The organism is Glycomyces paridis, from assembly GCF_004912155.1.
GTDB classification, from domain to species: Bacteria; Actinomycetota; Actinomycetes; order Mycobacteriales; family Micromonosporaceae; genus Glycomyces; species Glycomyces paridis.
In genome coordinates, this window is sequence record NZ_STGX01000001.1 from 338,329 (window position 1) to 357,557 (window position 19,229).

The 19,229-nt window shown below is 72.2% G+C and carries 18 protein-coding genes; 7 read left to right on the top strand and 11 right to left on the bottom strand.

Going from position 1 to position 19,229, the window contains the following annotated elements:
• Positions 1-5: 5 nt before the first annotated feature.
• Positions 6-986 carry an L-histidine N(alpha)-methyltransferase gene (egtD, locus tag E9998_RS01505; RefSeq protein WP_136527924.1) on the bottom strand — a complete coding sequence of 327 codons (981 nt, stop codon included), beginning with the start codon at positions 984-986 and terminating at the stop codon, positions 6-8.
• A gap of 65 nt (positions 987-1,051) precedes the next feature.
• Positions 1,052-1,939, bottom strand: a complete 888-nt coding sequence (locus tag E9998_RS25090) for a carbohydrate kinase family protein (RefSeq protein WP_240037461.1) — start codon at positions 1,937-1,939, stop codon at positions 1,052-1,054.
• Between the two features lie 400 nt (positions 1,940-2,339).
• On the opposite strand from E9998_RS25090, the gene E9998_RS01515 reads away from it, so the two are divergent.
• Complete coding sequence (locus E9998_RS01515; RefSeq protein WP_136527926.1) at positions 2,340-2,927, top strand: DUF4245 family protein; 588 nt, start codon at positions 2,340-2,342, stop codon at positions 2,925-2,927.
• A gap of 10 nt (positions 2,928-2,937) precedes the next feature.
• Here E9998_RS01515 and E9998_RS01520 read toward each other — a convergent pair whose 3' ends face one another.
• Complete coding sequence (locus E9998_RS01520) at positions 2,938-3,144, bottom strand: exodeoxyribonuclease VII small subunit (protein ID WP_136527927.1); 207 nt, start codon at positions 3,142-3,144, stop codon at positions 2,938-2,940.
• A complete protein-coding gene (gene xseA / locus E9998_RS01525; protein WP_136528063.1) occupies positions 3,141-4,349 on the bottom strand; it encodes an exodeoxyribonuclease VII large subunit in 1,209 nt (402 codons plus the stop codon). The genes E9998_RS01520 and xseA overlap by 4 nt, the downstream gene beginning before the upstream one ends.
• Positions 4,350-4,483: 134 nt before the next feature.
• Here xseA and E9998_RS01530 point away from each other — a divergent pair, with 134 nt between their 5' ends.
• The gene (locus E9998_RS01530; protein WP_136527928.1) at positions 4,484-5,446 is read left to right on the top strand and encodes a 4-hydroxy-3-methylbut-2-enyl diphosphate reductase; all 963 of its coding nucleotides are present in this window, start codon (positions 4,484-4,486) and stop codon (positions 5,444-5,446) included.
• Between the two features lie 224 nt (positions 5,447-5,670).
• Here the strand turns inward: E9998_RS01530 and E9998_RS01540 are convergent, their stop codons facing one another.
• Entirely contained in the window at positions 5,671-6,819 is a 1,149-nt protein-coding gene (locus tag E9998_RS01540; RefSeq protein ID WP_136527929.1) for a DNA recombination protein RmuC, read from the bottom strand.
• A gap of 41 nt (positions 6,820-6,860) precedes the next feature.
• Here E9998_RS01540 and E9998_RS01545 point away from each other — a divergent pair, with 41 nt between their 5' ends.
• The gene (locus E9998_RS01545) at positions 6,861-7,619 is read left to right on the top strand and encodes a hypothetical protein (RefSeq protein WP_136527930.1); all 759 of its coding nucleotides are present in this window, start codon (positions 6,861-6,863) and stop codon (positions 7,617-7,619) included.
• 504 nt (positions 7,620-8,123) lie between these two features.
• Positions 8,124-11,474 (top strand): S8 family serine peptidase, encoded by a 3,351-nt coding sequence (locus E9998_RS01550; RefSeq protein ID WP_136527931.1) that lies wholly within the window; start codon positions 8,124-8,126, stop codon positions 11,472-11,474.
• A 106-nt stretch (positions 11,475-11,580) separates the two neighbouring features.
• Here E9998_RS01550 and E9998_RS01555 read toward each other — a convergent pair whose 3' ends face one another.
• The 3 genes from E9998_RS01555 to E9998_RS01565 all read right to left on the bottom strand — a co-directional run bounded on the left by E9998_RS01555 (position 11,581) and on the right by E9998_RS01565 (position 14,454).
• Positions 11,581-12,132: a GNAT family N-acetyltransferase gene (locus tag E9998_RS01555; RefSeq protein WP_136527932.1), complete on the bottom strand. Its 552-nt coding sequence runs from the start codon at positions 12,130-12,132 to the stop codon at positions 11,581-11,583.
• Between the two features lie 272 nt (positions 12,133-12,404).
• Positions 12,405-13,988, bottom strand: a complete 1,584-nt coding sequence (locus E9998_RS01560; protein ID WP_136527933.1) for an N-acyl-D-amino-acid deacylase family protein — start codon at positions 13,986-13,988, stop codon at positions 12,405-12,407.
• Positions 13,989-14,028: 40 nt separating this feature from the next.
• Complete coding sequence (locus E9998_RS01565) at positions 14,029-14,454, bottom strand: RidA family protein (protein WP_136527934.1); 426 nt, start codon at positions 14,452-14,454, stop codon at positions 14,029-14,031.
• 64 nt (positions 14,455-14,518) lie between these two features.
• Between E9998_RS01565 and E9998_RS01570 the strand changes: the two genes are divergently transcribed.
• Complete coding sequence (locus tag E9998_RS01570) at positions 14,519-15,754, top strand: type III PLP-dependent enzyme domain-containing protein (RefSeq protein WP_136527935.1); 1,236 nt, start codon at positions 14,519-14,521, stop codon at positions 15,752-15,754.
• 76 nt (positions 15,755-15,830) lie between these two features.
• Here the strand turns inward: E9998_RS01570 and E9998_RS01575 are convergent, their stop codons facing one another.
• Complete coding sequence (locus E9998_RS01575; protein WP_136527936.1) at positions 15,831-16,256, bottom strand: (deoxy)nucleoside triphosphate pyrophosphohydrolase; 426 nt, start codon at positions 16,254-16,256, stop codon at positions 15,831-15,833.
• Positions 16,257-16,700: 444 nt separating this feature from the next.
• Between E9998_RS01575 and E9998_RS01580 the strand changes: the two genes are divergently transcribed.
• Positions 16,701-17,051 carry a pterin dehydratase gene (locus tag E9998_RS01580; RefSeq protein ID WP_192907026.1) on the top strand — a complete coding sequence of 117 codons (351 nt, stop codon included), beginning with the start codon at positions 16,701-16,703 and terminating at the stop codon, positions 17,049-17,051.
• Positions 17,052-17,183: 132 nt separating this feature from the next.
• Here E9998_RS01580 and E9998_RS01585 read toward each other — a convergent pair whose 3' ends face one another.
• Positions 17,184-17,891, bottom strand: coding sequence for a hypothetical protein (locus E9998_RS01585; protein WP_136527937.1), 708 nt, complete (start codon positions 17,889-17,891; stop codon positions 17,184-17,186).
• 132 nt (positions 17,892-18,023) lie between these two features.
• Entirely contained in the window at positions 18,024-18,593 is a 570-nt protein-coding gene (locus E9998_RS01590) for a dienelactone hydrolase family protein (RefSeq protein ID WP_136527938.1), read from the bottom strand.
• 67 nt (positions 18,594-18,660) lie between these two features.
• Here E9998_RS01590 and E9998_RS01595 point away from each other — a divergent pair, with 67 nt between their 5' ends.
• Positions 18,661-19,221, top strand: a complete 561-nt coding sequence (locus E9998_RS01595) for an ArsR/SmtB family transcription factor (RefSeq protein ID WP_136527939.1) — start codon at positions 18,661-18,663, stop codon at positions 19,219-19,221.
• Positions 19,222-19,229: the final 8 nt, after the last annotated feature.

Below are 19,229 nucleotides of genomic sequence, written 5' to 3' on the forward strand. Positions count from 1 at the left end.
GCGGGTCAGACCGCCTCGGCGAGGAACACGCCCATGTAGTCCCGCTCGTCCGTCCAGCAGCGCGCCGGCTCGAACCCGGCCGCCTGCAACTGGTTCTCCAGCTCCCCGCGGTGGAACTTCGTGGAGATCCCCGTGTGGATCTCCTCGCCCGCACTGAAATCGAGGCCGAGCCCGAGCCCCGCGACGTCGACCTTCATCGGCTTCAACGCGCGCAGGCGCATGTCGACGGTCGCGGTGTCGCTGTCCCACAAGGCGATGTGCTCGAAGTTGTCGGGCTCGAAATCGGCGCCGAGGCGGTGGTTGAGCTCGTACAGCACGTTCAGGTTGAACTCGGCCGTCACCCCCGCCGCGTCGTTGTACGAGGCGAGGATGACCTCCGGGTCCTTGACGAGGTCCGCGCCGAGCAGGAACCGGTCGCCCGGCCGCAGCGCCTCGCGCAGGTCCCGCAGGAACTGGCCGCGCTCCAGGCCCGTGAAGTTCCCGAAGGTCCCGCCGAGGAACGCCACCAGCCGCGTGTCGCGATGGTCGGGCAGGTGCGCCAGGTGGAGCGTGAAGTCGCCGACGATCCCGCCGAGGTAGGCGTCCGGATAGGCGGTCGCCAGCTCCAGCAGCACGTCCCGGACCTCGCCCGCGGCCACGTCGAAGGGCCAGAACGCGTCCAGGCGGCCCTGCCCGTGCAGCGCGTCGAGCACCGGCCGGATCTTCTCGGCCCGCCCGGCCCCCAGCTCGACCACCGAGACGCCCGCGGGCCCGACCGCCGCGGCGATCTCCCCGGCCCGGTCGCGCAGGATCGCGCGCTCGCTGCGCGTCTGGTAGTACTCCGGCTGCCGTGTGAGCTCGCCGAACAGGGCCGAGCCGCGCCCGCCGTAGTGCAGACGCATCGGCAGGTACTTGGGGTGCGAGGTCAGGCCCCGCCGGGCGTCGAGGCGCAGCGCCGCGGCGAGGTCGGACTCGTCGAGGCAGATCCGCAGTTCGAGAGCAGGCACACGTCGATCCTATGCCGACCGGCGGCGAGTTACGGGCGAGTGAACCACGATCCGTGACGCGACGGTCACGGTGCGCCCGGGACGGTGCACGCGTGTCCGGCGAGCTGGCTCGCGTACCGCAGCGCCGCGGCCACCACCGTCCGGTTCCCCCACGCCCCGAGCCGGTCCCGCCGCATCCAGCCCGCCGAGGTCAGCCAGCCCAGCAGGCCCGACGTGAACGCGTCGCCCGCGCCGATCGCGTCGACCAGGTCGACGCGCGGGGCCGCCATCTCGGTGACGTGCCCGCGGTGGAACGCCACCGAGCCCGCGTCGCCGAGCGTCACCACGACCAGCTCCGGCCCGGCCTCCAGCCACTCCCGGGCGATCGCGTCCACGGCCGTCCCCGGGTAGAGCTGCGCCAGGTCCCGCTCCGAGACCCGCACGAGCGTCGAGAGCCCGACGAGGCGCTCGGTCCGCTCCCGCACCTTCGCCGCCTCGCCCATCGCGCTGAGGCGGATGTTCGGGTCGAACGAGACCGGCACGGACCGCCGCGCCCGGTTCACCCAGTGCTCGATCGCCCGCGCCGACGGCTCCAGATAGGCCGCGAGGGAACCGAAGTGCACGAGGTCCACACGGGCCGGATCGGGCTTGGGCAGGGCCCGGCCCTCCCACGCGAAGTCGGCGGTGCCGGTCGTCCAGTAGTCGTAGTCGGCGCGCCCGTCCTCGCGCACCACCGCGAGCCCGAGCGTCGAGGGCAGGTCGGTGCGGTGCAGCCAGTCGCGGCGGACCCCCGCCGCGATGTGCCGCCGCCAGATCCGGCGGCCGAAGTGGTCGCCGCCGACCGAGCCGACCAGCGCGGTCGGGACGCCGCGCCTCGCGAGCGCGACCGCGATGTTGGCGGGCCCGCCGCCGCAAGTGGGCCGGAGCTGATCGCCTGGGGCGGGGACCAGGTCGATGACGTTCTCGCCTGCCACGAGGATCAAGAGGGGCTCCTTCCGTCGGGCGCAAGCCGTTGCGGTGAGGGTATTGCAGGCCCCGAACGGGCGTGAAGTCGGATTCGCGCCTGGCTGGGCGGAGCCGCCCGGTTCGCCCACCTGATGGGACGGGACGGCCGCAGGGGCCCGGCCCCGAGTACGGAACGCCCGACACCGGCCGTTCGCGCCCGCCGGGACACGCCATCGGGAACAAGTCCGGGGCGACGCGGCTCGGGGCCGTTCCGCGCCCGCCGGGACACGCCCGGTCGCTTCGAGTCCGCGCCCCCGCCTCCGGCCCGCAGCGTCCGGCCCGGCTTGCCGCGATGCCTCGGGCGACTGCTGGGACACGCCGGGGCGGGCCGGTGCCGCCGCCGGACGGCGGGTCGTACACCATGAAGCCATGTCCACCGAAGAGGTCAAGGCCGAAGCCGCGCCCGCCGGGCCCGAAGCGCCCGCGGAGGCGGAGGCAGTGGCGGAGAAGCCCACCCGCCCCAAGCAGCGGCGCATGCGCGACATGGCGCTGTCGATGGCGGTGCTCTTGGTCCCGCTGGGGCTCTTCTACTGGGGCTGGAGCTGGATCGCTGACGACCGCCAGGTCAGCGTCGTCGACACCGCCGAGAACCGCACCACCGCCGTCAGCCTCGGTCTGGCCGTGGTCGAACCCGACCTCTCCGAGGACTGGAAGGCCATCTCCACCGACCTCGCCGTCGAAGGCGAATCGGTCACGCTGCGCACCGGCTGGTACTCCCCGGACGGCGACGGCCTCCAGCTCGTCGAGACCAACGGCCCCCTCACCGGCGTCGACCCCGGCCTCACCGGGACCGGCACGCCCGTCGAGGCCGCAGGCATCACCTGGGCCTCGTACGCGCTGGACAGCGGCGAAGCCTGGGTGGCCGAGCTGAACGGCGTCACCGTGGTTCTCACCGCCGAACCCGACGGCGAGGACGACCTCGCCGAACTCGCCGAAGGCGTGGCCGCCGCGGCGTAACGCCGCGGGCCTATTCGGTCTCGTCGCCGGGCTCGGTGCGCGCCCGCAGGCGCTCCCGCGCGCCTTCCAGGTGCGACTGGCACAGGTCGGCCAGGGCCTCCCCGCGCTCCCAGAGCTTCAGTGACTCCTCCAGGGTCGCCCCGCCCGCCTCCAGGCGCTCGACGGTGGCGACCAGTTCCGCGCGGGCCGCCTCGTAGCTCAACTGCTCGTCGTTCAACGTTCCTCCTGCTCGATCTTCTCCGTCACCGACGCCGCCAGGGACCCGGCCGCGAGGCGCACGCCGATGCGGTCGCCCGCCGCCGACGCGTCCCGCAGCACCGCGCCCGACTCGGCGTCGGTGACGATCGCGTACCCGCGGTCGAGCGTCGACTGCGGCGACAGCGAGCGCAGGCGCGCCCGCAGGTGTTCGAGTTCGTCCGTGGACCGCTCCAGGCGCGAGTCGACGCGAGCGCGCATCCGGTGCGCGAGGTTCGCGACCGCCTCGGCCCTGGCCTCCAGCATGGTTTCGGGCCGGGCGAGCACCGGGCGGGCGCGCGCCGCCGCGAGCGCGTCGGACTCCCTGGTGAGCATCGAGTGCAGCGCCTGGCGCAGGCGGGTGCGGCTGATGTTGAGGCCGCGCTGCTCCTCGGCGAGGTCGGGGACGACCTTCTTGCCGGCCTCGGTGGGCGTGGAGGCGCGCCAGTCGGCCACGTAGTCGAGGATCGGCGTGTCCGGCTCGTGCCCGATCGCGGAGACCACGGGCGTGACCGCCTCGGCGACGGCCCGGCACAGCGTCTCGTCGGAGAACGGCAGCAGGTCCTCCATCGAGCCGCCGCCGCGGGCGATGACGATGACCTCCACGTCAGGGTCCCGGTCGAGTTCGGCCAGCGCCGCGCACACCTCCGTGACCGCCTTCGGGCCCTGGACGGCGACCTCGCGGACCTCGAACTCGGCGGACGGCAGGCGGGCCTTGGCGTTCTTGAGGACGTCGCGCATCGCGTCGGAGGCGCGCCCGGTGATGAGCCCGATCCGGTAGGGCAGGAACGGCAGCGGCTTCTTGCGGTCGGCCGCGAACAGGCCCTCCGCGGCGAGCAGCTTCTTGAGCCGCTCCAATCGCGCGAGCAGCTCGCCGAGGCCGACCTGGCGGACCTCCCGCACGTGCAGCGAGAGCGAGCCGTTCTTGTCCCACCACTGGGCCTGGGCGCGCACGACGACCTGCGCGCCGTCGCGCAGCGGCGGGTCGCAGGCCGCGACCGCGCCGGTGAAGTCCACGACCCGCATCGAGACCTCGGCCGCCGGGTCGCGCAGCGTCAGGTAGACGGTGCGGCCGCGGTGGCTGATCTCGGTGATCTGGCCCTCGGTCCACACCTCGCCCAGGCGGGCGAGCCAGTCGCCGATCTTCTTGGACACCACCCGCAGCGGCCACGGGTTCTCGGCGCTCATCGGAGCGCCGGGCCCGGTCGCGGGCCGGTCGGTCTCGGCGGCGTTCGGTTCGGCGGCACTGCTGGGCGCGTCGTTCACGTGGCCAGACTAACTGTCGGGTGTGACGAAACCGGGCGGCCGGATACCATCGAGGCGTGGCAGACCCGAAGCGAGTGTTGTTGGCCAAGCCGCGCGGGTACTGCGCGGGCGTGGACCGAGCCGTGGAGACCGTCGAGAAGGCGTTGGAGCTCTACGGCGCTCCCGTGTACGTGCGCAAGGAGATCGTGCACAACCGGCACGTCGTCGAGACGCTCTCTGGGAAGGGCGCGGTCTTCGTCGAGGAGAACGAGGAGGTGCCGCCGGGGTCGGTGGTGGTCTTCTCCGCGCACGGCGTGGCGCCCGAGGTCCACGACCAGGCCGCCGAGCGCGGCCTCAAGGCGATCGACGCGACCTGCCCGCTGGTGACCAAGGTCCACAAGGAGGCCCGCCGGTTCGCCGAGGAGGACTACGACATCCTGCTCATCGGGCACGAGGGGCACGAGGAGGTCATCGGCACCTCCGGCGAGGCCCCCGCGCACATCCAGCTCGTCGACGGGCCCGACGCGGTCGACCAGATCACGATCCGCGACCCCGAGAAGGTCGTGTGGCTCTCGCAGACGACCCTGTCGGTGGACGAGACGATGACCACCGTCGACCGGCTCAAGAAGCGCCTGCCGATGCTCCAGAACCCGCCGAGCGACGACATCTGCTACGCGACCCAGAACCGCCAGCAGGTGGTCAAGGACATCGCGGCCGAATGCGACGTGATGCTCGTGGTCGGCTCCACCAACTCCTCGAACTCGGTGCGGCTCGTCGAGGTCGCCGTGCAGCACGGCGCCCGCGCCGGGCACCTCATCGACTTCGCCCACGAGATCGAGGAGTCCTGGCTCGACGGCGCCGCGACCGTCGGCCTCTCCTCGGGCGCCTCGGTCCCCGACAACCTCGTCCAGGACGTGCTCGCCCACCTCGCCGAGCGCGGGTTCACCAGCGTTGAGGAATTCGAGCCGGTCACCGAGAAGCTCACCTTCTCGCTCCCGCGCGAACTCGTCAAGGACCTCAAGGCCGCTGGGCGCGTCTGACACGTTCGGGTGACAACCGGGCCTTTGGGCCCGGTTGTTGTCGTACCCGCGCGCGAACCTGGGGGCTACGGTCCCCTCTGGGTGGGTGGGGGCTAGGGATGGTAGACGCTGTAACCGCGAACCGCGAACCGCGAACCGCGAACCGCGAACCGCGAACCGCGAACCGCGAACCGCGAACCGCGAACCGTCTCGCGTCGCGTCGACCGTTTCGGAGCCGCGTTCGGTCAGCGTTCGGGCGGGGGCGTTGCGGACTCCGATTCCCAGGCCGGCCTTCGGGTCGGCGTCATGACCGGCTCCGGGCGCTCGGGCGGGTCGCCCGCGACCTCCAGTTCGCTGAAGCGGCGCGCGGTCACCAGGAGCCGCGACTCGACGCTCGCGACCGCCGCGTTGTACGAGCCCACCGCCGCCTCAAGCGACGACCCGAGCCGCGAGAAATGCCCCGCGACCGAGCCGAGCCGCTCGTGCAGCTCCCGGCCCAGGCGGTGAACCTCCTTGGCGTGCAGCGCGAGCGCCTCCTGGCGCCACGTGTGCGCCACCGTCCGCAGCAGCGCCATGAGCGTCGCGGGCGAGGCCACGACCACGCCGCGCGCGAACGCGTCCTCCAGCAGCGCCGGGTCGCCCCGCAGCGCCGCGTCCAAGAACGCGTCGGCCGGGACGAACAGCACCACCATCTCCGGCGTGTCCTCGAACGCCCGCCAGTACTCCTTGCCCGCCAACGACTCCACATGCCGCCGCAGATGCTTCGCGTGCGAGCGCAGCAGCTGGTCGCGGCCCACCTCGTCCTCCGACTCCAGCGCCTGGAGGTACGCCTGGAGCGGCGCCTTCGCATCCACCACGAGCGTTCGCCCGCCCGACAGCCGCACCACCAGGTCGGGGCGCACGCCGCGGCCGTCCACCGCCCCCGAATGCTGCTCCGAGAAGTCGCAGTGCTCGACCATGCCCGCGGCCTCCACGATCCGCCGCAACTGCACCTCGCCCCACTGGCCCCGCACCTGCGGCGACCGCAGCGCCCCCAGCAGCCGCCCCGTCTGCTCCCGCAGATCCTCCGAAGTCTCGGCCACCCCCGACAACTGGACCCGCAACTGCGCATACGCGTCCACACGGGCGCGCTCCACATCGCCCAGTCGCGACTCGTAGCGCGCCAACGTCTCCGCGATCGGAGCGAGCACCTGACCGACCGCCGCCCGCGAATGGTCGGTCGCCTCGTAGGCCACCGTCCGCAGCGTCGCCTCAAGCCGCTGCTCGTTGTCCGAGGCCGCCTCCAGCCGGGCCGAGGCCGCCGCCAGCTCGGCCGCCTGACGCGACCTCCCCGCGAACCAGCCCCCGAAACCGCCCGCCGCCAGGCACACCACCGCCAATAGGACCCACGTCATAGAGGCCAGTGTAAACGCGGGGCCACGGGTAGGCTCTGATCATGTTGCTGTGGTTGACCCTGCTGGTGGTCGCGGTGGCGGTCATCGCCTACGTGGTCCAGTCCAACAAGAAGCGCGCCGTGGCCGAACTCGCCGACGCCGCGGCCGAAGCCCGGCGCCTGCACGAGCGCCTCGGCGGCCAGACGATGAACCTCACCGCGCCGGGGGACAACCTCCCCGCAGGCCAGGCCCTCGCCGACGCGGGCGAGCGGTACACCGCCGCGGGCTCCCAGCTCGAATCGGCCGCCACCATCCACCAGTACCGCCTCGCCGCCGAGACGGCGATCGAAGGCCTGCACTACGTGCGGGCGGCCCGCACCGCCATGGGCATCGACCCCGGCCCCGAGATCCCCACGCTGCGCGGCCAGGCCCGCGTCGGCGTCCTGACCGAGCGCGTCAGCGCCGAGGTCGAGGGCCGCCGGTACACCGGCTCGCCCGACCCCGACGACGACAACCGCCACTACTACCCGGGCGGCAGAGTGGACGGTCGCCCGGTGCCCGCGGGCTGGTACAACACCCCGTGGTGGCAGCCCGCGCTGGCCGGTGCGGCGGGAGCGTTCGTGGGCCTGATGATCTTCGACGCGATGCTGGCCCCCGCGTACGCGGGCGGCATGGTCGAGGGCGGCGGCTACGACCAAGGCGACGGCGGTGAGGGCGCCGGGGACGGCTCCGAGGCCGGATATGACTCCGGTGACGGCGGCGGTGGCGGCGACTTCGGCGGGGACGCCGGGGGCGGCGACTTCGGGGGCTTCGACTTCTGATCCCGCGCCGCAGCGGTTCCGACATACGACGTTGTGAGGGTCCCCGCCTGTTGGCGGGGGCCCTTCGTCGTGCCCGGGGGCGCAAAAGGGGTAATGCGTTCATGACGCATTGCCGACCTCAAGCGTCCCAAACGGGATGCACCACCTTCTTTGTGATCTTGATCACATCAAAGATTCGACAGACTGTTTCCGCATGATTGACGAAGCGTTACCTCCGATGGGCCGCCTGTTCGACTCGCCCGCCTCGGGGCTGAATCTTCCGAGTTCAGGGCATCTGTCGGCCCCGCCCCATGCGTGCGATTCGTTCACTTTGGAGCATCTGGTCGAAACCGGAGGTCTGTGAGGCCCTGCCCGAACCGTGCAAAGTGGGGTCTTGTGCGTTCGTTTGTGGACTGGCACGGTGGCTTCGGGGACGCCCGCGCATCCACGCGAGGCGTCCGCCCGACAACAGGTGACGCTCCGCGGAGGGAACCCCGCGCGGAGCCCAACAGAACAGGAGCCGTCGTGACGAAGCCGCAACGACGATGGGCCAAAGTACTCGCGGCCTCGGCCGCGGGCGCACTGGTATCGGCGATGCCCGGTACCGCAGCGTTCGCGGAGACCGAGGCCGACGCCCTCATCGAGCAGAAGGTCGCCCCCGACCTGCTCGCCGCGATCGAGGCCGAAGGCGAGGCCGAACTCTGGGTGCGTTTCGAAGGAGCCCCCGACTACAGCCCCGCCTTCGCCGCCGACACCAAGACCGAGAAGGGGTCCCAGGCCGTTGCAGCGGCCAAGGACTTCGCGGAGACCTCGCAGAGGGACGTGATCGACCTCCTCGACGAGGCAGGCGCCGACTACGAATCCTACTGGGGGTCCAACACCGTCAAGGTCCAGGGAGACAAGGACCTCCTGGCCGAACTGGTCCTCCTCGACACCGTCGCGGGCATCGTCGACGCCCCCGAGTACGAACTCATCGAACCGGTCGAGCCCCTCGCCGGCGGCGTCGAGCCCGACGCGGTCGAGTGGGGCCTGGACGACATCAACGCCCCCGACGTGTGGGACCTCGGCTACGACGGCACCGGCGTCGTCGTCGCCTCCATCGACACCGGCGTCGACTACGACCACCCCGCCCTGGTGAACCAGTACCGCGGCAACAACGGCGACGGCACCTTCAGCCACGACTACAACTTCTTCGACGTCGCGGGCGAATGCACCGGCGACGCCCCCTGCGACACCGACGGCCACGGCACCCACACCATGGGCACCATGGTCGGCTCCGACGGCGGCGCCAACCAGATCGGCGTCGCCCCCGGCGCCGAGTGGATCGCCGTCAACGGCTGCTGCCCGAGCGCCGAGGTCCTCATCGAGGCCGGGCAGTGGATCGCCGCGCCCACCAAGGCCGACGGCACCTCGCCCGACCCCTCCAAGGCCCCCGACGTCGTGAACAACTCCTGGGGCACCACGGCCTCCGTCGACGACCCGTTCTACGAGGACGTCGTCGCGCTGTGGCACGCCTCGGGGATCATCCCCGTGATGTCCCTGGGCAACAACGGCGAAGAGGGCTGCGAGTCGGCCGGCTCGCCGGGCCTGTACCCGAACGTCATCGGCGTCGGCGCCTACGACGTGAACGGCGACATCGCCTACTTCTCCGCCCGCGGCCCCGGCCGCGACGGGCAGGTCAAGCCCGACCTCGCCGCACCCGGCGTCGCGGTCCGCTCCTCCCTGCCCGGCACCGGCTACGGCAACGGCAGCGGCACCTCCATGGCGTCGCCGCACGTGGTCGGCGCCATCGCGCTGATGCTCTCGGCCGCACCGGCGCTCGACGGCGACTACGACGAGATCTACTCGATCCTCACCGGATCGGCGGTCCCGACCGCCGACGACGAGTGCGGCGGCACCGAGGAGCTCAACAACGTCTTCGGCAACGGCAGGCTCGACGTCCTCGCCGCCGTCCAGGCCTCGCCCGTCGGCGACACCGGCGGCCTGAGCGGCACCGTCGTGGACGACGCGGGGGAGCCCGTCGAGTCCGCGAAGCTCGTCTTCACCGGCGAGTACACCCGCACCGCCACCACCAAGGCCGACGGCACGTTCGCCCTGCCGGTCGTCCCGGCCGGCGAGTACGCGGTCGCCGTCACCAAGTTCGGCTACGGCGAGCAGACCGGCACGGTCACCGTCGAGGCCGACCAGACGGCGGTCTTCGACGCGGTCCTCACCGCCGTCGAGTCCGGCACCGTCACCGGCACCGTCGTCGACGGCTCCGGCCACGGCTGGCCGCTCCCGGCCACCGTGACCACGGCCGGAGGCGAGGTCTCCACCACCACCGACCCGGACACCGGCGAGTTCTCGCTCGACCTGCCCGTGGGCGAGTGGGAGCTGGTCGTCGAGGCCGACCTCCCGGGCTACCAGGAGGTCACCGTCGGCGTCGTCGCCGCGGCCGACCAGCTCATCGAGGTCCCGATCGCCGAGGGCTGCACCGCCGCCGGCTACGGGTACGAACCGCTCGGCGCCGGGTTCGAGGGCGGCGGGCTCCCCGCCGGCTGGACCGTCGTGGACCGCAGCCCGACCCCGTGGCCGTGGGCGTTCGACGACCCCGGCGGGCGCGGCAACCGCACCCCCGGGTCGGGCGGCTTCGCCGTCATCGACTCCGACGAGCAGGGCTCGGGCAACAAGCTCATCGACACCGACCTCGTCTCGCCCGTGTTCGACCTCTCCAGCGCCGACACCCCGACGTTGTCGTTCGCGACCGACTACTACAAGGGCTCGTACAACACGGTCGCCGAAGTGTCGGTCAGCCCTGACGGCGGCGAGACCTGGGAGGTCATCTGGGCGCCGACCGCCAACGCGCGCAACCAGACCGTCGAGCTCGACCTGTCCGAGTGGGCCGACTCGACCGAGGCGCGCGTCAAGTTCCACTACAACGACAACAAGACCTGGGCCTGGTGGTGGGAGATCGACGACGTGTTCGTCGGCGACTCCCGCGACTGCGTCCCGATCGAGGGCGGCCTCGTGCGCGGCACCGTCACCGAACTCGACACGGGCGCGCCCGTCGAGGGCGCGACGGTCACGCACACCGACTCCGGCTACAGCGCCGTGACCGACGCCGAAGGGGCCTACTGGACCTTCGCGCCGGGCTCGGGCCCGTCCGAGTTCAAGGCCAGCGTCGCCGACTACGGGACCGCGACCGAGGAGGTGTCCATCGTCCCCGACGCGTGGACCACCGCCGACTTCGCGGTCGGCACCGCCCAGATCAGCGTCAACACCGAGACGCTGAACTCGTATGTGCAGCAAGGGGGTTCGTGGACGCATTACCTGAAGCTCACGAACTCCGGCACGGCCGACGGCGAAGTGGACTTCAGCGTCGGCGGCGGCGGGTTCAGCATCCTCGGCTACGCCTACCCCGGCGACACGTCCTGGCTGACCACCGGCGTGGACTCGGTGGTCGTGCCGGCCGGCGAGACCGTCAGGGTGGCGGTCAAGACCAGCGCCACCGAGGCGGCCGGTGTCGACCAGCCGGGCACGTACACCGCGACGCTGTCGCTGGACGTGGTGAGCCCGTACCCGTCGCCGACGGTCGCGGTCTCGATGCTGGTCGTGCCCACCGTCGAGCAGGGCAAGCTCGTCGGCACCGTCGAGGCCGAGACCTGCGACGGCACCACCGTCGCGATCGAAGAGGCCCAGGTCCAGGTGCGGGTGGAGGACGGCGACGCCTTCCACTTCTGGACCGACGCCGACGGCGCCTACTCCTACTGGTTCGAGGAGGGCTCCTACACGGTGATCGCCTCGAAGGACGGTTACGCGGCCGACTTCGCCGCAGTGGACGTCCTGGCCGGCGACACCGCCGACCTGAGCTTCACCTTGGAGGAACTGGGCTGCTGAGCGAGGCCCGGCCGCGGTCCTGAGGGGACGGCGCCCGGGCGTGGATCGAACCGGGGGCTCCCGCCGTTGCGGCGGGAGCCCCCGCCATGTTGCGGAACAAGCGGACTCAGCGTTCGCGCGCGATCCATTCGGGGGCGAGGACCGACCAGACCTCCATGTCGTAGCGTTCGCCGCGGTGAAGGTAGGCCTCGCGGAGCACGCCTTCGCGGGTCATCCCGAGCCGCTGCGCCACCGCGACGCTCGCGGCGTTGCGGGTCGCGGCGTACCAGTCGACGCGGTGGATGCCGCGCTCCTCGATCGCCCAGTCGATGATCGCGGACACCGACCTGGTGACCAGGCCTTTGCCGGTGGCGGCGGGTTCGAGCCAGCAGCCGGCCTCGGCGGTCTGCATCCGGAAGTCCATAGTGCGGAACAGGACGCCGCCGACGAGCACGTCGTCGCTCCAGACGCCCCAGATCCGGCCGGTGTCGGCGGCGGTCTTCGCGGCGTAGGCGTCGAGGAACGAGCGGGCGCCCGCCGCGTCCGAAACGACGTCGGCGATGGCGACGTACCGCCCGATGAACTCGCGGCCGCGGTCCATGTGCTTCAGCAGCTCGTCGGCCAGTTCCGGCACGAGCGGCCGCAGCCGCACGCCGCCGCCCAGGGACGCTTCGAACATGAGCCCTCCGATTTGTGATCGCCTGCAGGCGGAGGCCATGGTCTCACGCGCCTCCCGACGCGGCGCGGGCCGTTCTTGAAGCCGCCCATGGCCTGCCATCCCTAACCCCCACCCTCCCGAGAGGGGAATGGAAGGCTCGCCCCGATCGTCGTGCGCGGGTGCGACAAGAACCGGGGTCGGCGGGGCGGGTGTCACCCGAAAGCGTGAGTCGCGCAGTCAGGAGCGGTACGCCGATCGCCCGGCGGGGCCTCGGCGCGACCTCCTCGATCGGTTCAGGAGCGGCGGACTGACCGCCCTGCGAGGGCCTCGGTTCTGGCGCCGTCCTCTATCGCCAAGGCGCCGTTGACGAACACGTACGGCACACCGGCGGCTTGGCGCCGCGGCTCGGCGAAGGTGGAGCGGGCGTCGACGGTCTCGGGGTCGAACAGCGCCAGGTCGGCCGCGAAGCCCTCCCGGACCAGGCCGCGGTCCTTCAGCCCGAGCACCGCGGCGGGCCGCCCGCTCAGGTGCGCCACGCACTCCTCCACACTGAGCAGGCCCAGCTCGCGCGTGTAGTGCCCGAGGTAGCGCGCGAAGGAGCCCCAGGCCCTGGGGTGGATCTTGTCGCCGGAGAGCACGCCGTCGCTCGATCCGGTGTGGACGCCGTGGCGCATGATCGCGCGCACGTTCTCCTCGTTGCCCACGTGCATGAGGCAGGCGGTGCCGAAGTCGTCGCGCACGAGCAGGTCGAGGTAGAACTCCGAGGGACGCTGAGCCCCGGCCGCTTCGGAGACGCTGCGGCCGACCGCGCCGCGCAGCCCGGGGTCGGCGACGCCGGCGATCTCGATCTTCGACCAGTCGACCGGCACGCCGTTGGCGCCGTCGGTGCCCTCCGCGTCGAGTTCGTGCACGATCCGGGCCCGCGTGGCGGGGTCGCGGAGGCGCTGCGCGAGCGCCCCGTAGCCGCCCTCGACGGACCAGCTCGGCAGGAGCGCCGCAAGCATGGTCATGCCCGGCAGGTAGGGGTAGGTGTCGAGGCTGATGGGGACGCCTTCGTCGAGGCCCTCGTCCACGAGCTTGAGGAGCTCGGCGGCGCGGCCCTCGTTGACCTCGTAGTTGAGGGTGGCGTGGGCGAGGTGGAGGGCGCACCCGGCCCGGCGGCAGATGTCGATCATCTCCGCGTAGCCCTCCATGGCGCCCGCGCCGTAGCTGCGCTGGTGCGGACCGAAGTAGCCGCCGTAACGCGCGACGACGCGGCACAGCTCCACCAGTTCGGCGGTGTCGGCGTACATCCCGGGGACGTAGCTGAGCCCGGCCGAGAGGCCGAACGCGCCCTCCTCCATGCCTTGGGCGACATGGGCTTTCATGACGTCGAGCTCGGCTGGGGTGGGCGGGCGGTCCTCCCAGCCCACGGCGAGCATCCGGACGGTGCCGTGGGGGACGAGGTAGGCGGCGTTGGCGGCGATGCCGCGGCCGTCGATGCCACGGTCGAGTCGGTCGAGGTAGCCGCCGACGCTGCGCCAGTCGAGGTCGACCTCGGGGCGGCCGTTCCAGGCGGCGATGGCCTCGCGCATCCGCGGTGCGGTCGTCTCGTCGAGGGGCGCGTACGAGAGCCCGTCCTGGCCGAGGACTTCGAGGGTGCAGCCCTGGCCGAGCTTGGCGAGGTGGTCGTGGTCGGCGAGGAGGGCGAGCTCGGAGTGGGCGTGCATGTCGATGAAGCCGGGGGCGAGGACGAGGCCTCCGGCGTCGATGACGCGGGTGCCGTCGAGACGGTCGCCGATCGCCGCGATCCGGCCGTCCCTGACGCCGACGTCGGCACGCCGCAGCGGCGCGCCGGTCCCGTCGGCGACGTCGGCGCCTCGGATCACGAAGTCCATTGCAGCCACTCGACGCCCTCTCTCACCTCGGCACGAACGGTCAGTCTACGCAGGCCAGGGCGTCGATCTCCACGAGCATCTCGGCCCTCGGGAGGGTGCAGATCACGGTAGTGCGGCAGGGGAAGGGGACCCCATCGGGCACCTTCTCGTCGAGGAACGCGCCGTAGACCTCGTTCATGGCGGCGAAGTCCTCGCGGTCGGCGAGGTAGACGCGGAGCATCATGACGTCGCCCATGTTCGCGCCGCCGGCTTCGAGGATCGCGGCGACGTTCTCCAGGGTCCGGCGGGTCTGGGCCTTGACGTCGCCGGGGTGGAGGTACTCGCCGGTGGCGGGGTCGACGGGGCCCTGGCCGGATACGGTGAGCATGGGGCCCTTGCGGACGCCCTGCGGGAAGGCGTGGGCGGGGGCCGGGGCGGCGTCGGTGCGGATCGCGGTCTTCGTTGTCGGTGCGAACTCCTGAGTCATATAGTAAAGATACATTCCAATTATCGGCGGCTCCTGACAGTGGCGGTGCGACATCGACGAAACCATGCTCGGCCACCTCGACGCCCAGGTGATCGACTTCCGGTGCAAGGGCCTGCCAGCCTCGGCGCACGGCATGACCGTGGCCGAGTGGCTCGGCTCCGGCCCGCACGGCTCTGCCCCGCACGACTCCGGCCCGTTCGCCGCCGACCTGCCCACGCCGGGCCTGCTGCTCTCCTCCGCGGCGATCGACCACAACATCCGGGTCATGGCCGACTGGTGCGCCGCGAAGGGCCTTTCGCTCGCCCCGCACGGCAAGGCCGTCATGGCCCCGCAGCTGTGGCGCCGCCAGCTCGCGGCGGGCGCGGTCGGCGTCACCGTCGCCAGCCGCTTCCAGGCCGGGGTCGCGCACGCCTTCGGGGTGCCGCGCGTGCTCGTCGCCAACGAGGTCGCCGACCCCTTGGACGTCATGCGGCTCGCCTCGATGGCCGCCGGCGGGACCGCCGTCGCGCTGTTCGCCGACGCGGTCGCCGTCGTCGAGCGGTACGCGGCCGCGTTCGCGGCCTCCGGCGGCGCCAAGGCGCCCCTGGACGTCCTGGTCGAGCTCGGCATCCCGGGCGGGCGGGCCGGTGCCCGCTCGTTCGCCGAGGCGATGCGCGTCGCCGAAGTCGTTTCCGCCTCGCCGCACCTGCGGCTCGCGGGCGTCGCCGGGTACGAGGGCTCGGTCGCCTCGGGCACCGACGCCGCCTCGCTCGACGCGATCGACGCCTACCTCTCCGACCTCGCGAAGCTCTACGCCGCCTTGGACTTCCAGGCCGACCGGCCTGTCGTCACCGCGGGCGGCAGCGCCTACTTCGACCGCGTCGCGGCCGTCCTCTCTCCGCTCGCGCCGGAGGCCGAGGTCGTCCTGCGCTCGGGCGCCTACCTCACGCACGACCACGGCTTCTACGCCCGCATGACCCCGGCCGCCCGCGGCGGCGACGGGCCGACCTTCAAGCCCGCCTCTGAAGGCCGCGCCCGCGTGCTCTCCCGGCCCGAACCGGGCACGGTCGTCCTCGACGGCGGGCGACGCGACTTCCCCTTCGACCAGGACCTGCCGGTCCCGCTGGGCTTCGGCGCGACCGGGGCGCAGATCAGCGACCAGCACCTGACGCTCACCGGCGTGACGGAGGACCTCGCCGTCGGGGACGTCGTGCGCCTCGGCCTGTCGCACCCGTGCACCACCTTCGACAAGTGGCGCCAGATCCCGATGGCCGACCCCGCCACGGGCCGCGTGGTCGAGGTGGTCTGGACCTTTTTCTAGGGCGTTCCGTGTTGCGGCTCGGCACCGTCGGCGGGCACGCACCGACCTTCGTCGCGGAAGGCGGCGGCCGAGCCGCTCAGCCGTGCAGCAGCGCCGCGAGCGCCTCGACGGCGGGCCTGTTGCCCGGGAGCCACGGCACCGAGTCGAGCGCGTCGGGGGCGAGCCAGCGCAGTTCGGCGTGCTCCTTCGCCTCCGGTTCGCCGCCCACGAGGCGTGCGAGGTAGACGCGCAGGAGGAAGCGGCCGCCGCCGGTGACGAGGTCGCCGCCGACGCGCTCGCCGACCTCGATGGCGACGCCGAGCTCTTCGCGGCATTCGCGGCGCAGCGCGTCGGTCTCGCTCTCGCCGGGCTCGACCTTGCCGCCGGGGAACTCCCACAGGCCCGCCAGTTCGGGCGGGTAGGCGCGGGCGGCGGCCAGGACGCCGCGGTGGTCGCGGATGGCGGCGCCGACGACGACGCGCCGCCCGCCGGGGTCCGCGCGGTTCGCGCTCTCCTCGGTCACGGGCCGGAGTCTACGGGGCGCTCAAAGGCGGCCCGGGGGCCGCGCGCCGTTGCCGGAACGAGGGCGTTTCGTTATCTTTCGCGGGGTCGGCGACCATCGGTGAGCAACAGAAAGCGACCTGTGTCTCATACGTTCGGATGATGTCGCTTGGGCCGTGCGGTCAGGAATCGTGGCCGCCGGCACAAAACCAGACAAGAACTGCCCCGATAAATCCGAAATTCCCGGTTAATCCCATTTGCCGCCCTGGACAGAAACTGGGAGACGCGGAAGACTCGGTTCAGAAATGATAAAGATCCGGCGACAATTCAGACACGAACGCCCCCCGTGTCCGCCGGAGCCGAATCAGACCAACCTTACTGATCGGCCGCGGCCCTGCCACCGCAGGGCGACGCACGTCGGACGCGGTGCGAGCAGAACGGCCACGACGAATGGCGACGGTGCCATATGGGGAGAACGGAGCAAGACGACAACGTGCTGCTGGACGCACTGAGGGAGCTCGACGGTTGGGTCGCCGACGACGGCCGCCTCTCGCGCTCGCTGCCGCTCGACGATTCGCAGCACGCGGAGCTCGCCGAGCAGATCAAGATATTCGCGGACACCCTCGGCGTCAGGCCGGACGTGTCGCGCAGCGATGAGGCGACGCTCATCGTCCTCGCCCGCGAGGGCGGCTTCAGCCTCACCGACGTGACCTTCGCGGGCCGCGTCGAGACCGCCTACATCACCATGGCCGGCGGCACCGCGGCCCACCCGCACCTCGCCCGCGGCCGCTTCCGTTGGCTCAGACGGACCGAATAGCGCAGGCCGCCCCCGTCGGGAACCCCACCGTCCCGGCGGGCGCACCGTTTTAGCGGGTGCGATCTCCTGGCCGGACCGCGCCGACCACTTCCGAGGTCCCGGCGTGCGAACCGGGCGACGTCGAGCGGGTCCTCAGGCCCCCGGCCTCGCCGCCCGCGGCACGTAGTCCGACCGGCCCTCCCACACGCCGTGCTCGGACAGCGGCCGGAACCGCATCGTCGTGAACTCGCGGTGGAAGTCCCGCCGCTCCCGCTCCGCCATGGCCTCGCTGTGGCGCCGGGCCGCCCCGCCCTCGCCGCGCCCGAAGACCATGCCCGTCATCGCGCGGGCGCTGGTCCAGACCGAGAACGTCGAGATCGTCCGCGGCGGCCGCATCGCCGCCAGCGCCAGCGTCGTCTCCGGGTGGTCGCGCACCTGCCGTTCGACGGGCCTGCCCCAGTGCAGGAACCGCGGCAGCTCGGGCAGGCGCATCCGGGCGAGCGTCACCGCGACCACCGGGTCGTCCAGGACCGTGCGCTCGGCCTCGGCCGGCAGGTGCGCGAGCGCCCGGACCTCGCCCCAGCGCCGCTGGAACGCCAGGCGCACATGCCATCCCGCATCGAGTCTCCGGCCGAACCGGTGCCGTGCCAGGAACGACTCCAGGGCGTCCTCGTCGGCCCATTCGGCGAACACGGCGATCTTGCGGACCTGCATCCGGTCGGGCGAGACGACCGGCGCGCCGAGGCGCATCCCGGCCATCACTTCGAGGTGCCGCAGCCCCGGCGCCGCCGACGTGTTGATCAGTGCGCCGGCCGCGTCGCGCACCGGCATCCTCGAGAGGTGGAACGAGTGCAATCCCATGGTTGCGATCCAACCCGAGTTCGCGCCTGAGCGCCAGTCCGGCGCCGCTGGGCGTCCCGTCCCCGTGGTGCCGTTCGCGAAGCGGCCCCGTTCCGGAGCCTTGGGCGGCCGGGCCCGCCCGCCTTCTCCCGGTCAGATCGCGGCGAGGAACGCCCGCACCCGCTCCATGACCAGCGCGGCGGCCTCCGGGTCGTAGGCGGGGAGCGAGGAGTCGGTGAACAGGTGCTGGTCGCCGGGGTATACGAACAGCTCGGCGTCCTCCGAAGCGCCGGCGAGTTCGCGTGCGGCGGGCAGGTCCTCGTCGAAGAACTCGTCGCCCTCCTTGCCGTGGATCTGCACCGGGACGCCCTTCGGCCAGGCCTCCCCGAACTCCGTCACCGGCAAGCACGAGTGCAGGAGGAGCGCGCCGCGGGCGCCGGGGCGGGTCTGGGCGAGGCGCTGGGCGATCGTCACGCCGAAGGAGAACCCGGCGTAGACGAGTCCGGTCCCGAGCCCCTCGGCCGCGGCGGCGCCGCGCTCGCGGATCGCGTCGAAGCCGGTCTCGCGCGCGTACCCGAAGCCCTCTTCGATGCTGTCGAAGGTGCGGCCGTCGAACAGGTCGGGCGCGTGCACGGTGTGGCCGTCCTTCCGCAGTGCCTCGGCGAAGGCCTGCACACCCTCGGTAAGGCCTTGGATGTGGTGGTAGAGCAGTACGTCGGCCATGTCAGCGGTGTCCCTCTCCGAATGATCGAATAATCTGGATCATTCCACGATGCTAGTCTGTTCATTCATGGAGGACAACCCCCCGGGCTACGAACTGGCCGACCGGATGGCCCTGACCGAGCCGGCCCAGGTGAAGGCCGTCGGCCATCCGCTCCGCACCGCCGTCCTGCAACTCCTCGCCGAGCGGGCCGCCACGGTCTCCGAACTCGCCGCCGCGCTCGAACGCCCCAAGAGCACGGTCGCGCACCACGTCGACGTCCTCGCCCGCAACGGCCTGCTCCAGGTCGTGCGCACGCGAAAGGTCCGCGCGATCGAGGAGCGCTTCTACGGGCGCACCGCCCGCCTGTTCCACATCGCCGCCGAACCGGCCGCCACCGGCACCGCCGCGGGGGACTTCAACGACTTCGACGTGGCCGCCCGCGAGTCCGCGGCGGCCTTCGAGGAGGGCCGGCTCTGGGGCTTCATCCGCCACGCGCGCATCAGCGAGGACCAGGCCTCCGCGTTCTGGGACCGCATGGCCGCCCTCGTCGCCGAGTTCGACCGCCTCCCGCGATCGGGCGAGACCGTCTACGGCTTCGCGGTCGGGGTCTACCCCACCGACCACCCGGCGCTCCCGCCCGAGGAGTGACCCGGGCC

Coding starts and splice junctions, on each gene's coding strand:
- E9998_RS01515 (WP_136527926.1), top strand. CDS start 2,340: ATGTCCACCGAAGAGGTCAAGGCCGAAGCCGCGCCCGCCGGGCCCGAA.
- xseA (WP_136528063.1), bottom strand. CDS start 4,349: ATGAGCGCCGAGAACCCGTGGCCGCTGCGGGTGGTGTCCAAGAAGATC.
- E9998_RS01540 (WP_136527929.1), bottom strand. CDS start 6,819: ATGACGTGGGTCCTATTGGCGGTGGTGTGCCTGGCGGCGGGCGGTTTC.
- E9998_RS01545 (WP_136527930.1), top strand. CDS start 6,861: ATGTTGCTGTGGTTGACCCTGCTGGTGGTCGCGGTGGCGGTCATCGCC.
- E9998_RS01555 (WP_136527932.1), bottom strand. CDS start 12,132: ATGTTCGAAGCGTCCCTGGGCGGCGGCGTGCGGCTGCGGCCGCTCGTG.
- E9998_RS01560 (WP_136527933.1), bottom strand. CDS start 13,988: ATGGACTTCGTGATCCGAGGCGCCGACGTCGCCGACGGGACCGGCGCG.
- E9998_RS01565 (WP_136527934.1), bottom strand. CDS start 14,454: ATGACTCAGGAGTTCGCACCGACAACGAAGACCGCGATCCGCACCGAC.
- E9998_RS01570 (WP_136527935.1), top strand. CDS start 14,519: ATGCTCGGCCACCTCGACGCCCAGGTGATCGACTTCCGGTGCAAGGGC.
- E9998_RS01580 (WP_192907026.1), top strand. CDS start 16,701: ATGGGGAGAACGGAGCAAGACGACAACGTGCTGCTGGACGCACTGAGG.
- E9998_RS01585 (WP_136527937.1), bottom strand. CDS start 17,891: ATGGGATTGCACTCGTTCCACCTCTCGAGGATGCCGGTGCGCGACGCG.
- E9998_RS01590 (WP_136527938.1), bottom strand. CDS start 18,593: ATGGCCGACGTACTGCTCTACCACCACATCCAAGGCCTTACCGAGGGT.
- E9998_RS01595 (WP_136527939.1), top strand. CDS start 18,661: ATGGAGGACAACCCCCCGGGCTACGAACTGGCCGACCGGATGGCCCTG.